This window comes from Microbacterium sp. NPDC089189, assembly GCF_040685095.1.
In the GTDB taxonomy this organism is placed as follows: domain Bacteria; phylum Actinomycetota; class Actinomycetes; order Actinomycetales; family Microbacteriaceae; genus Microbacterium.
The window spans coordinates 1-12394 of sequence record NZ_JBFBHG010000026.1; the positions used below are offsets into that span (position 1 = coordinate 1).

The 12394-nt window shown below is 69.6% G+C and carries 9 protein-coding genes; all 9 read right to left on the reverse strand.

Translation table 11 applies throughout. The features are described 5' to 3' along the window. Positions 1 to 139: 139 nt before the first annotated feature. The 9 genes from pyk to AB0N73_RS13730 all read right to left on the reverse strand — a co-directional run bounded on the left by pyk (position 140) and on the right by AB0N73_RS13730 (position 12371). Positions 140 to 1585, reverse strand: coding sequence for a pyruvate kinase (gene pyk / locus AB0N73_RS13690; protein WP_363564382.1), 1446 nt, complete (start codon positions 1583 to 1585; stop codon positions 140 to 142). Between the two features lie 48 nt (positions 1586 to 1633). Continuing rightward, positions 1634 to 3100 (reverse strand): glutamate synthase subunit beta, encoded by a 1467-nt coding sequence (locus AB0N73_RS13695; RefSeq protein ID WP_363564384.1) that lies wholly within the window; start codon positions 3098 to 3100, stop codon positions 1634 to 1636. Then, a complete protein-coding gene (gene gltB, locus AB0N73_RS13700; RefSeq protein ID WP_363564462.1) occupies positions 3093 to 7613 on the reverse strand; it encodes a glutamate synthase large subunit in 4521 nt (1506 codons plus the stop codon). The genes AB0N73_RS13695 and gltB overlap by 8 nt, the downstream gene beginning before the upstream one ends. A gap of 123 nt (positions 7614 to 7736) precedes the next feature. After that, complete coding sequence (gene lgt, locus AB0N73_RS13705) at positions 7737 to 8765, reverse strand: prolipoprotein diacylglyceryl transferase (RefSeq protein ID WP_363564386.1); 1029 nt, start codon at positions 8763 to 8765, stop codon at positions 7737 to 7739. A gap of 41 nt (positions 8766 to 8806) precedes the next feature. Beyond that, complete coding sequence (locus AB0N73_RS13710; RefSeq protein WP_363564388.1) at positions 8807 to 9274, reverse strand: DUF805 domain-containing protein; 468 nt, start codon at positions 9272 to 9274, stop codon at positions 8807 to 8809. A 40-nt stretch (positions 9275 to 9314) separates the two neighbouring features. Next, positions 9315 to 10100 carry a tryptophan synthase subunit alpha gene (gene trpA / locus AB0N73_RS13715; protein WP_363564390.1) on the reverse strand — a complete coding sequence of 262 codons (786 nt, stop codon included), beginning with the start codon at positions 10098 to 10100 and terminating at the stop codon, positions 9315 to 9317. Further along, positions 10097 to 11365 carry a tryptophan synthase subunit beta gene (gene trpB, locus AB0N73_RS13720; protein WP_363564392.1) on the reverse strand — a complete coding sequence of 423 codons (1269 nt, stop codon included), beginning with the start codon at positions 11363 to 11365 and terminating at the stop codon, positions 10097 to 10099. The genes trpA and trpB overlap by 4 nt, the downstream gene beginning before the upstream one ends. Continuing rightward, on the reverse strand, positions 11362 to 12138 hold the full coding sequence (gene trpC, locus AB0N73_RS13725) for an indole-3-glycerol phosphate synthase TrpC (RefSeq protein ID WP_363564394.1): 777 nt from the start codon (positions 12136 to 12138) through the stop codon (positions 11362 to 11364). Before trpC ends, trpB begins: the two co-directional genes overlap by 4 nt. 2 nt (positions 12139 to 12140) lie before the next feature. After that, the gene (locus AB0N73_RS13730) at positions 12141 to 12371 is read right to left on the reverse strand and encodes a DUF6704 family protein (RefSeq protein WP_363564396.1); all 231 of its coding nucleotides are present in this window, start codon (positions 12369 to 12371) and stop codon (positions 12141 to 12143) included. Positions 12372 to 12394 lie beyond the last annotated feature (23 nt).

Genomic DNA, 12394 nt, shown 5'->3' on the forward strand with positions numbered 1-12394 from the left:
CCCGGCCCCCACCTATAACAACACACCGTCAACCACACTCTTCCCCACCCCCCCCCTCTCCCTATCCCCCCCCCCCCCGCCACACACCACACGCGGGCCCTCCCCGTTCGGGGAGGGCCCTCTTCTCATGTCCGGAACGTCAGTTCGCCGACCAGATGGGGGCGCGGCCGTTGACCGCGTCGCCGATCTTGTGGATGCGGATGTCGTTCGTCGAGCCGGCGATTCCCGGAGGGGATCCGGAGATCACCACGACCTTGTCGCCTTCCTTGGCCAGCCCCTGCGACAGGAAGAACTCGTCGACCTGGATGTACATGTGGTCGGTGTGCGGCACGGGCTCGACGAGGGTCGAGCGGATGCCCCAGGTGACCGCCATGCGGCGACGGATCGCCGGGTCGGGCGTGAACGCCATCATCGGGATGCTGGGACGCAGGCGCGACATCCGCCGCGCCGTGTCACCGGACTCGGTGAAGATGCAGAGCCAGGTCGCGCCGACGAACTCCGCGACCTCGCGCGCGGCGAGCGTGATGGCTCCACCCTGCGTGCGGGGCTTGGTGTTCAACGGGGCGATCCGGTCGAGACCGTGGTCCTCGGTCGATGCCACGATGCGCGCCATCGTCTCGACGACGCCGACCGGGTACTTGCCGACGCTCGTCTCGCCCGAGAGCATGACCGCGTCCGCACCGTCGAGCACCGCGTTCGCGACGTCGCTGGTCTCGGCGCGCGTCGGCACCGGGTTGTCGATCATCGACTCGAGCATCTGCGTCGCGACGATGACGGGCTTCGCCATCCGGCGGCAGAGCTCGACCGCGCGCTTCTGCACGATCGGCACGGCCTCGAGCGGGAGCTCGACACCGAGGTCGCCGCGGGCGACCATGATGCCGTCGAACGCGTCGATGATCTCTTCGAGGTTGTCGACGGCCTGCGGCTTCTCGATCTTGGCGATCACGGGCACACGGCGGCCCTCTTCGGCCATGATCTCGTGCACGCGGTCGACGTCGGCGGCGTTGCGCACGAACGACAGGGCGATGATGTCGGCGCCGGCCTGGAGGCCCCAGCGCAGATCGGCCTCGTCCTTCTCGGACAGCGCGGGCACGTTGACCGCGACGCCGGGCAGGTTGATGCCCTTGTTGTTGGACACCGGTCCGCCGACGATGACCTCGGTCGTGACCGTGGTCGCGTCCTTGTCGATCACCTTGACGCGGACCTTGCCGTCATCGATCAGCAGGAAGTCGCCGGCCGTGACGTCCTGGGGCAGGCCCTTGAACGTCGTGGAAACGATCTCCTTCGTGCCGACGATGTCGTCGATCGTGATCTTGAAGATGTCACCCACAGCGAGCAGGTGGGGTCCGTCGGCGAACTTGCCGAGGCGGATCTTGGGACCCTGCAGGTCGACGAGGATCGCCACTGCACGGTCGGCGTCTTCGGCGGCCCGGCGCACGTTCGCGAAATTCGCGTCGTGGACCGAGTAGTCACCATGACTGAGGTTGAGCCGGGCAACGTCCACCCCTGCGTCGATGATCGCGCGGACCATCTCGTAGGAGGAAGTTGCCGGGCCGAGGGTTGCGACGATTTTCGCGCGTCTCATCCGAGTTCGAACTCCGGGTTCTTAGTGTGAGCGGGATGCCATCCCAGCCTACGCGGGCTGGAGTCCGATGGCGACATCGGCGGGCCGTACCGGTGACGGGAGCGCCGTGTCGCCCATGAGATAACGGTCGACCGATGCCGCGGCGGCGCGTCCTTCGGCGATGGCCCAGACGATGAGCGACTGTCCACGTCCGGCGTCACCCGCCACGAACACGCCGGGCGCGGTGGCCTGGTAGTCCTCGTCGCGGTGCACGTTGCCGCGGGAGGTGAACTGTGCCGACAGCTGCGACTCGAGGTCGGCGCGATCCGGGCCGGTGAAGCCCATCGCGATGAGCACCAGGTCGGCGGGGATCTCGCGCTCGGTGCCGGTCTTGGGCACACGACGGCCGTCGACGTACTCGGTCTCGGCCACGCGCAGCGCCCGTACCTCGCCCACCTCGTTGCTGAGGAACTCGACGGTGGAGGCCAGGAACATCCGCTCGCCGCCCTCCTCGTGCGCCGAGGACACCTCGAACACGGTGGGCATCATGGGCCACGGCTGCGCGTCGGAACGGCTCGCGGGCGGCTGCGTGCCGATCGCGAGGTTCGTGACGCTGAGCGCGCCCTGGCGGTGCGCGGTGCCGATGCAGTCGGCGCCGGTGTCGCCGCCGCCGATCACGATCACGTGCTTGCCCGCGGCGCTGATCTGGTTGGCGACCTTGTCGCCGGCGACCGCGCGGTTGGACTCGACGAGGTACTCCATGGCGAAGTGCACGCCCTCGAGGTCGCGACCGGGGATCGACAGGTCGCGCGGGACCGTGGAACCGGTCGCCACCACGACCGCGTCGTAGCGGCTGCGCAGCTGGTCCCACGTGATGTCGCGACCGATCTCGACACCGGCGCGGAAACGCGTCCCCTCGTCCTGCATCTGCCGCAGGCGCGACTCGAGGTGCTTCTTCTCCATCTTGAAGTCCGGGATGCCGTAGCGCATGAGCCCGCCGATGCGGTCGTCGCGCTCGAAGACGGCGACGGTGTGCCCGGCGCGCGTCAACTGCTGCGCAGCGGCGAGTCCGGCGGGACCCGAGCCGACGACCGCGACGGTCTTGCCCGTCAGGCGCTCCGGCGGCTCCGGCTCCACCCATCCGTTGGCGAAGGCCTCGTCGATGATGCCGACCTCGACCTGCTTGATCGTCACGGCGGGCTGGTTGATCCCCAGCACGCACGCGCTCTCGCAGGGCGCGGGGCACAGCCGCCCGGTGAACTCCGGGAAGTTGTTGGTCGCGTGGAGGCGCTCGATCGCGGCGCGGCCTTCGCCGCGCCAGGTGAGGTCGTTCCACTCGGGGATGAGGTTGCCCAGCGGGCAGCCCTTGTGGCAGAACGGCACACCGCAGTCCATGCAGCGACCGGCCTGTCGGCGCAGCACCGCTCCATCGCCCGGCTCGTAGACCTCTTTCCAGTCCATGATCCGCACCGGTACCGGACGGCGAGCGGGAAGCTCGCGTTCCGTGACCTTCAGAAAGCCCTTGGGGTCAGCCACCCGTCACCTCCATGATGCGCGACCACACCACGTCGCCGTCGGGGTCGAGCCCCTCCGCCAACGCGTCTTCACGGGTCTGCAGCACCGCCGCATAGTCGCGCGGGAGCACCCGCACGAAGTTCTTCACTTCCTCCTCGAAATCCTCGAGAAGGCGGGCCGCGAGCGTCGATTCCGTCTCGACGACGTGACGCTCCAGCAGGTCGCGGAGGATCTCCGCGTCACCCGAGCCGAGGGGGCCGAGTTCGAGTTCGCCGCTTGCCATCGAGTCGCGGTTCATGAGCCGCTCGTCGAGGCGGTAGATGTAGGCCGTTCCGCCCGACATGCCGGCACCGAGATTGCGTCCGGTGGCGCCCAGGATGACCGCCAGGCCACCCGTCATGTACTCGAGGGCGTGGTCGCCCACGCCTTCGACGACGGCGGTCGCACCGGAGTTGCGCACCAGGAAACGCTCGCCCACGACGCCGCGGAGGAACATCGTCCCCTGGGTGGCGCCGTACCCGATCACGTTGCCCGCGATCACGTTCTGCGACGCGTCGAACGTCGCGCCGCGCGACGGGCGCACGACGATCTGTCCGCCCGAGAGACCCTTGCCGACGTAATCGTTGGAGTCGCCCTCGAGGCGCAGCGTGATGCCGGCGGGCATGAAGGCGCCGAACGACTGACCGGCGGATCCCGTGAGGTTGATCACGATGGAGTCCGTGGGCAGCCCGTTCACGCCCCGCGCCTTGGTGACGTGGTGGCCGAGCATGGTGCCGACCGCGCGCTCGGTGTTGCGGATCGGCAGGGTGACCTCGAGCGTGCCGCCGTGGGCGATCACGTCCTGGGCCTGCTCGATGAGCGGGACGTCGAAGTGGTGCTCGAGCTCGTGCAGCTGCTCGCGCGCGTTCCGACGGGGCTCGTCCTCGGCGAACGCCGGGCCCTCGAGCACGGGCGAGAGGTCCAAACCGCTGGCCTTCCAGTGCTCCAGCGCGCCGTCGACGTCGAGGAGCTCGTTGTGGCCGATCGCCTCGTCGAGCGAGCGGAAGCCGAGCTCGGCGAGGTACTCGCGCACCTCCTGGGCGATGAACTCCATGAAGTTCACGACGAATTCGGGCTTGCCGGTGAAGCGCTCGCGCAGAACCGGGTTCTGCGTCGCCACACCCACCGGGCACGTGTCGAGGTGGCAGACGCGCATCATGATGCAGCCGGAGACGACGAGGGGCGCGGTGGCGAAACCGAACTCCTCGGCGCCCAGCAGCGCGCCGATGATGACGTCACGGCCGGTCTTCAGCTGACCGTCGACCTGCACCACGACGCGGTCGCGCATGCCGTTGAGCATGAGCGTCTGCTGCGTCTCGGCGAGACCCAGCTCCCACGGCGTTCCGGCGTGCTTGAGCGAGTTCATCGGGCTCGCGCCCGTGCCGCCGTCGTACCCCGAGACGAGGATGACGTCGGCGAGGGCCTTGGCCGTGCCGGCCGCGACCGCACCGATGCCCGACTGGCTCACGAGCTTCACGTGCACACGCGCCACGGGGTTGGCCCGCTTCACGTCGAAGATGAGCTGCTTGAGGTCTTCGATCGAGTAGATGTCGTGGTGCGGGGGCGGCGAGATGAGACCGACGCCGGGCGTGCCGCCGCGCGTGCGGGCGACCCACGGGTACACCTTCTGCGGCGGCAGCTGACCGCCCTCACCGGGCTTGGCGCCCTGGGCGAGCTTGATCTGGATGTCGTCCGCCTCGGTCAGGTACAGGCTCGTGACACCGAAGCGTCCCGACGCCACCTGCTTGATCGCGCTGCGGCGGGTGGGGTCGAGGAGCCGGTCGACGTCCTCACCGCCCTCGCCCGTGTTCGACTTCGCACCGATGCTGTTCATCGCGATCGCGAGCGTCTCGTGCGCCTCGCGCGAGATCGACCCGTAGCTCATCGCCCCGGTCGAGAACCGCTTGACGATCGACGCGACCGACTCGACCTCGTCGATCGGCACCCGCGGCCGCACACCGGTGCGGAGCCCGAACATGCCGCGGAGGGTCTTCAGCTCCTCGGCCTGGTCGTCGACGAGCTTCGTGTACTCGCGGAAGATGTCGTACCGGCGCTCGCGCGTGGCGTGCTGCAGCCGGAAGACGGTGTCCGGGTTGAACAGGTGCGGTGAGCCGTCACGGCGCCACTGGTACTCGCCCCCGGTCCAGAGCCGCTCGTGCGCGCGCGCCGCGGCATCCTCCGGGTAGGCGAAGGCGTGACGCGAGGCGTTCTCCGAGGCGATGACGTCGAGTCCGACGCCGCCGAGCTTGGACTCGGTGCCCGTGAAGTACCGGTCGATGAAGTCCTGCGACAGTCCGACGGCCTCGAAGACCTGCGCGCCCGCGTAGGACGACACGGTCGAGATGCCCATCTTGGACATGATCTTCAGGACGCCCTTGCCGAGCGCCTTGATGAGGTTCGCGACGGCCTTCTGCGGCGTGATGCCGGTGATGAAGCCGGCGCGCACGAGGTACTCCGCGCTCTCCATCGCCAGGTACGGGTTGACCGCCGAGGCGCCGTACCCGATGAGCGTCGCCACGTGGTGCACCTCGCGGACGTCGCCCGCCTCCACGACCAGGCCGACCTTCATGCGGGTCTCGTTGCGGATGAGGTGGTGGTGGACGGCCGCGAGCATGAGCAGCGACGGGATGGGGGCGAGATCCGTGTTCGAGTCGCGGTCGCTGAGCACGATGAACTCGGCACCGTCCTCGATGGCACGGTCGACCTCGGCGCACATCTGCGTGAGGCGCTTCTCCATGCCCTTGGCCCCCGCCTGCACCCGGTAGAGGCCCCGGATGGTGACCGAGGTGCGGCCCGGGAGGGCGGTGTCGATGTGCTGGATCTTGGCCAGCTCGTCGTTGTCGATGACGGGGAAGTCCAGCGTCACGGTGCGGGCGTGGTCCGCTCCCCAGCTCAGCAGGTTCGGCTCGGGCCCGAGGCCCAGCGAGAGCGACGTGACGACCTCTTCGCGGATCGAGTCGAGCGGCGGGTTCGTGACCTGCGCGAACTGCTGCGTGAAGTAGTCGAAGAGCAGCCGGGGGCGGTCGCTGAGGACCGCGACGGGCGTGTCGCTTCCCATCGCACCCAGGGGCTCGGCGCCGGTCTGACCCATCGGGGTCAGGAGGATCCGCACCTCCTCCTCGGTGTAGCCGAAGGTGCGCTGACGACGGGTGATCGACGCGATCGGGTGCACGATGTGCTCGCGCTCGGGGAGTTCGGCCAGCCGCACGCGGCCGGCGTCCAGCCACTCCTGCCAGGGCTCCATCTCGGAGAGCTGACCCTTGATCTCGTCGTCCTCGATGATGCGGCGCTGCGCCGTGTCGACGAGGAACATGCGGCCGGGCCGCAGACGCCCGCGGCGCTTGATGCGCTCGGGGGCGAAATCGAGCACACCGGTCTCGCTGCCGATGACGACGAGACCGTCGGTCGTCTCGGTCCAGCGGCCCGGGCGCAGTCCGTTGCGGTCGAGCGTCGCGCCGACCACGGTGCCGTCGGTGAAGATGAGCGCGGCGGGGCCGTCCCACGGCTCCATCTGCATCGAGTGGTACTCGTAGAACGCCCGGAGCTTGGGGTCCATGTCGGGCTGCTTCTCGTACGCCTCGGGCACCATCATCATGACGGCGTGCGGAAGGCTCCGACCGGTGAGGGTCAGCAGCTCCAGCACCTCGTCGAACGAGGCCGAGTCGCTCGCGCCCTCGGTACAGATGGGCAGAAGCGGGCGGATGTCGCCGAGCAGCTGCGATTCGAGCTGCGACTGCCGCGCCCGCATCCAGTTGCGGTTGCCGTTGACCGTGTTGATCTCGCCGTTGTGGGCGAGCATGCGCAGCGGCTGCGCGAGCGGCCAGGAGGGGAACGTGTTCGTCGAGTAGCGCGAGTGCACGACAGCGAGCTCGGACGCGAAACGCTCGTCCTGGAGGTCGGGGTAGAACGGCTCGAGCTGCAGGGTCGTGACCATGCCCTTGTAGCCGAGCGTGCGGCTCGACAGCGACACGAAGTACGCGTCGAGGTCGTTGCGGGCGCGCTTGCGCAGCCGGAACACCCGACGGTCGAGCGCGATGCCGCTGAGGGCCTCGGCGTCGCCGACGGCGGGCCGCGAGACGAACAGCTGCTCGAAGACGGGGCGCGCCGCCAGGGCGAGCTTGCCGAGGTGCTCGTCGACCGTGGGCACCTCGCGCCAGCCGAGCACCACGAGGTTCTCGCTCGCGGCGAGACGCTCGATGCCGGCCTTCTGGGCGGCACGGGCGTCGTCCTCGCGCGGCAGGAACGCGAGACCGGCCGCGTACTCCCCCACCGGCGGCAGATCGAAGTCGACGACCGCGCGCAGGAACGCGTCGGGCATCTGCGTGAGGATCCCCGCGCCGTCGCCGGTGCCCGCGTCGGACCCGATCGCACCGCGGTGCTCGAGGTTGCGCAGCGCCGTGAGCGCGAGATCGATGATGTCGTGCCCGGCTTCGCCGCGCAGCGTGGCGACCATCGCCAGACCGCACGCGTCTTTCTCGAACGCGGGGTTGTACATTCCCTGCTTCGCGGGGAACGTGCCGGTGCCGGATGTTCCGACGGCACCATGACGGGGGCTCGAAGCCATACCAACCGTCCTCAAGATTGTTGCTGATGCTGGGACGACGTCGGCCCGGATGACTTACCTGTCGGCGGTGCTTGTGGCGATGCGATCGGTGCTGGATTCTGTCGCGGGCGGTGCGCTCACATCGACGAAGTCCTCGGTGTCCTGCGATTGTACAGCCGACTTCGACGCCCATTCGCGTCCGGGCTGGTACGGCGAGGGCTCGAGGCCGGTGTGGCGACGTTTCTGGGCGATCATGATCGCCAGTCCCAGCAGCACGCCGAGGATCGCCGCCCACACGTTCGTGCGGATGCCGAAGTAGATCTCGCTCGGGTCGATGCGGATGGATTCCCAGACGATACGGCCCGCCGAGTACCAGACGAGGTAGAGCCCGAACAGGCGCCCCCACTGCAGCGTGAAGCGCGAGCCGGCCCAGAGGAGGACGGCGGCGCCCAGCAGGTTCCAGATGACCTCGTAGAGGAACGTCGGCTGGAAAAGAGTGCCCTCTGGCAGTCCGACGGGGATCGCCGGGTTGTCCGGGGAGATCTCCAGACCCCACCAGGCGTCGGTGGGCTGACCGAACAGCTCCTGGTTGAAGTAGTTGCCGAAGCGTCCCATCGCCTGCGCGATGATCAGGCCCGGGGCGAGTGCGTCGGCGAAGCTCCAGAAGCGGATCCCGGTCCACCGGCATCCGATGAGCGCGCCGACCGCGCCGCCGATCAGGGCGCCGTAGATGGCGATGCCGCCCTCCCAGATCGCCCAGACGGTGCCGGTGTGCCAGACGAAGCCGCCGTTCTCGATGGTGAACAGGACCCAGGGGTTCGAGGAGGCGCCGAAGTAGAAGCCGGGGTGCGTGAGCACGTGGTAGATCCGCGCACCGATGATGGCGATCGGCACCGCGAACAGGGCGATGTCGATCACGACCCACGGCTCGGCGCCGCGGCGGTTCAGGCGGTGGTTGGTCAGGAAGACCGCCACCACGATGCCCGCGATGATGCAGAGCGCGTAGAAGTGGATGCGCAGCGGCCCGAGATCGACATAGCTGATCGAAGGGCTCGGGATGCTGGCGAGCACGCCGGTGAGGGCGCTCGTGGGGGCGAACGTCATGAGGATGAGTCTAGGGCCGGTTGCGCGGCACCCGGTGACGATCAGACGGGGTCGTCGAACCGATATCCCTCGGGCCGCGGGCCGCCGATCGTGAACACCAGGAGGACGATGGGGCCCACCAGCGGCACGAACACGATGAAGAACCAGCCGCCGCTGCGGCCGGTGTCGTGCAGCCGGCGCCAGAGGAGCGCCAGCGACGGCAGCAGCGTCACGAGAGCGTAGGCGACGGCGAGGGCCGACCAGACGGTCGTGGCCGGCGTCGCCATCGCAGGAAGGGCGCCCGTGAGATACGGCAGGGGCCACATGGCCACGCCGGCGTCGCCGTCGAAGAAGCGACCGAGCACGTCGAAGGCGACGCCGACGAGCGCGTTCGTCAGCACCCACCACCAGTACTCGCTGCGGCTGGCGCGCCCGGAGAAGGTGGCGTACTTACGGAAGAAGCGGGTGATCGCCTGCCCCCAGCCGGCTCCGTAGAGCGGCTGTGCGAGCGATGTGGTCGAATCGGCCATCCCCCGACGCTACCCGAGGCGCGGCGCGGGGGCGGAAGCCTCAGCGGCGGGTGCCGTCCGCCAAGACACGCGCGGTACGAGCGAGCTCGTCGAGCCCGCCGTCGCGGAGAGCCCGCACCAGCGCGGTGCCCACGATCGCCCCGTCTGCGTACTCGAGCACGCCCGACACCTGGTCGGCCGTCGAGATGCCGATCCCCACGCACGCGTGGTCGACGCCGCGATCGCGGAGCCGGGCGACGAGCGTACGGGCGGCGGCATCCAACTCGGCGCGCTCCCCCGTGATCCCCATCGTGGAGACGGTGTAGACGAAGCCGGTCGAGTTCTCGACCACCAGGTCGAGGCGCTCGTCGGTCGAGGTGGGCGCGGCGAGGAAGATCCGGTCGAGGCCGGTGCGCTCGCTCGCGGCGATCCAGTCGGCGGCGGACTCCGGGGTGATATCGGGCGTGATGAGCCCGGCGCCACCGGCGGCCAGCAGGTCGTCGGCGTAACGGTCGACCCCGTACTGCATGACCGGGTTCCAGTAGGTCATGACGACGACCGGCACGTCGACCCGGCGCGTGATCTCGGCGATCGCGGGGAACATGTCGCGCAGCCGGAAGCCTGCCGCGAGCGCCGCCTGCGTCGCCTCCTGGATGACCACGCCGTCCATGACCGGATCGGAATACGGCGGGCCCAGCTCGATCACGTCGGCGCCGTTCTCGGCCAGCGTGACGGCGGCCTCGATGCTCGTGGCCGTGTCGGGGTACCCCAGCGGCAGGTAGCCGACGAACGCACCGCGTCCCTCGGCGTGAGCGGCGGCGATCGCCGCGGCGACGCGTGATGTCACAGCTCTGTCCCCTCGCCCTTGGCCTCGTCCGCGGGAGCCGCGACGGCGACCGGTTCGGCCGCGGCCACCGCGGCGTCGTACAGGTCGAAGTAGCGCGCGGCGGTGTCCATGTCCTTGTCGCCGCGACCCGACAGGTTGATGACGATGACGGCGTCCTCGCCGAGCTCGCGACCGACCCGCATGGCGCCGGCCAGCGCGTGCGCGGATTCGACGGCGGGGATGATGCCCTCCGTCCGCGAGAGCAGTCGCAGCGCCTGCATGGCCTCGTCGTCGGTGGCCGGGATGTAGGAGGCACGGCCGATGTCCGCGAGCCACGCGTGCTCGGGGCCGACGCCCGGGTAGTCCAGTCCCGCCGAGATCGAGTGCGACTCGATCGTCTGGCCGTCCTCGTCCTGCAGCACGTACGTCTTGGCGCCGTGCAGGACGCCGGGGCGACCGCGCCCGATGGATGCGGCGTGGCGCGGCGTGTCGACGCCGTCGCCGGCGGCCTCCACGCCGTACAGGGCCACACCCTCGTCGTCGAGGAACGCGTCGAACATGCCGATCGCGTTCGAGCCGCCGCCGACGCACGCGAACACGGCGTCCGGCAGGCGCCCGATCTCGTCGAGGAGCTGCGCGCGCGCCTCTTCGCCGATGATCTTCTGGAAGTCGCGCACCATGGCCGGGAACGGGTGGGGTCCCGCGGCCGTGCCGAAGATGTAGTTCGTCGTCTCGACGCTCGCGACCCAGTCGCGGTACGCCTCGTTGATGGCGTCCTTGAGGGTGCGCGAGCCGGTGGTGACGGGGATGACCTCGGCGCCCAGCAGCCGCATGCGGGCGACGTTGAGCGCCTGGCGCTCGGTGTCGACCTCGCCCATGTAGATCGTGCAGTCGAAGCCGAACAGTGCCGCGGCCGTGGCGGTGGCCACGCCGTGCTGGCCGGCGCCGGTCTCGGCGATCACACGCGTCTTGCCCAGGCGCTGGGTGAGCAGGGCCTGCCCGAGCACGTTGTTGATCTTGTGCGACCCGGTGTGGTTGAGGTCCTCGCGCTTGAGGAATACGCGTCCGCCGCCGGCGTGCTCCGCGAAGCGCGGCACTTCGGTGAGGGCGGAGGGGCGCCCGGCGTAGGAGTGCAGGAGCGCCGTGAGCTCGCTCTGGAACGACGGGTCGACGATCGCGGTCTCGTAGACGGCGGTCAGCTCGTCGATCGCGGCGATCAGCGATTCCGGCATGTACCGGCCGCCGAACTCGCCGAAGTACGGCCCCTTGGCATCGCGCAGGTTCATGATCCGGCCTCCAGGAAAGCGTGCAGGGTTGCCACGGGTTCGCTCGTGACGAGCGCTTCGCCCACGAGGACGACGTCGGCGCCGCCCGCGCGGTAGTGGCGGACGTCGTCGGGTGCGAGCACCGCGGACTCCGCGATCTTGATCGCATCCGCGGGGAAACGGTCGGCCAACCGGCCGAACAGGTCACGGTCGAGCTCGAACGTCGACAGGTTGCGGGCGTTGACTCCGATGAGACGTGCGCCGAGATCGCTCGCGCGTGCCAGCTCGTCCGCGGAATGGGTCTCGACGAGCGGCGTCATCCCGAGCTGCTGCACGAGGGCGTGGAGCCGGGTGAGCTGCGGCTGCTCGAGAGCGGCGACGATCAGGAGCACCAGATCCGCGCCGGCTGCGCGCGCCTCGAGCACCTGGTACTCGGTCGCGACGAAGTCCTTGCGCAGGACGGGTACCGCCACCCGGGCGCGCACGGCCTCGAGGTCGGCGAGGCTGCCCTTGAAGCGGCGTTCCTCGGTCAGCACCGAGATGGCGCTCGCGCCGCCCTCCTCGTACCGCGCCGCCTGCAGGGCGGGATCGGGGATCGCGGCGAGATCACCGCGCGAGGGACTCGCGCGCTTGACCTCGGCGATGATCTTGACGCGGTCGGCGGGTGCGAGGGCGGCCAGCGCGTCCAGTGCCGGCGTCTGCGCCAGCGCCCGTCGCTCGACCTCGTCGAACGGCCGCTCGAGGCGACGCCGTTCGGAGTCCTCCACCGCGCCGGCCGTCAGGTCGGCGAGCACGCTCAGTGCTCTTTCGCGACGTACTTCGGGCCGTTGGCCCCCCAGCCGGCGCGCTTGAGCGCCCAGCCGACGATCAGGCCGATGACGAGCAGGACGACGGAGGCCCACACGAGCACCGGAAGATCCAGCACGAAGAAGAGCGTGCCGAGCGCGACCGCCACGAGCATGATGACGACGGCCGTCCAGGCTGCCGGTGAGTGTCCGTGGCCGGGATCGCCGATGGGGTTGCTCATGAGTCTCCTTCGCGTGCGGCCGC

Excerpts from the sequence above, each read along its gene's own strand:
- pyk (WP_363564382.1), bottom strand. The coding sequence starts at position 1,585 with ATGAGACGCGCGAAAATCGTCGCAACCCTCGGCCCGGCAACTTCCTCC.
- gltB (WP_363564462.1), bottom strand. The coding sequence starts at position 7,613 with ATGTACAACCCCGCGTTCGAGAAAGACGCGTGCGGTCTGGCGATGGTC.
- lgt (WP_363564386.1), bottom strand. The coding sequence starts at position 8,765 with ATGACGTTCGCCCCCACGAGCGCCCTCACCGGCGTGCTCGCCAGCATC.
- AB0N73_RS13710 (WP_363564388.1), bottom strand. The coding sequence starts at position 9,274 with ATGGCCGATTCGACCACATCGCTCGCACAGCCGCTCTACGGAGCCGGC.
- trpB (WP_363564392.1), bottom strand. The coding sequence starts at position 11,365 with ATGAACCTGCGCGATGCCAAGGGGCCGTACTTCGGCGAGTTCGGCGGC.
- AB0N73_RS13730 (WP_363564396.1), bottom strand. The coding sequence starts at position 12,371 with ATGAGCAACCCCATCGGCGATCCCGGCCACGGACACTCACCGGCAGCC.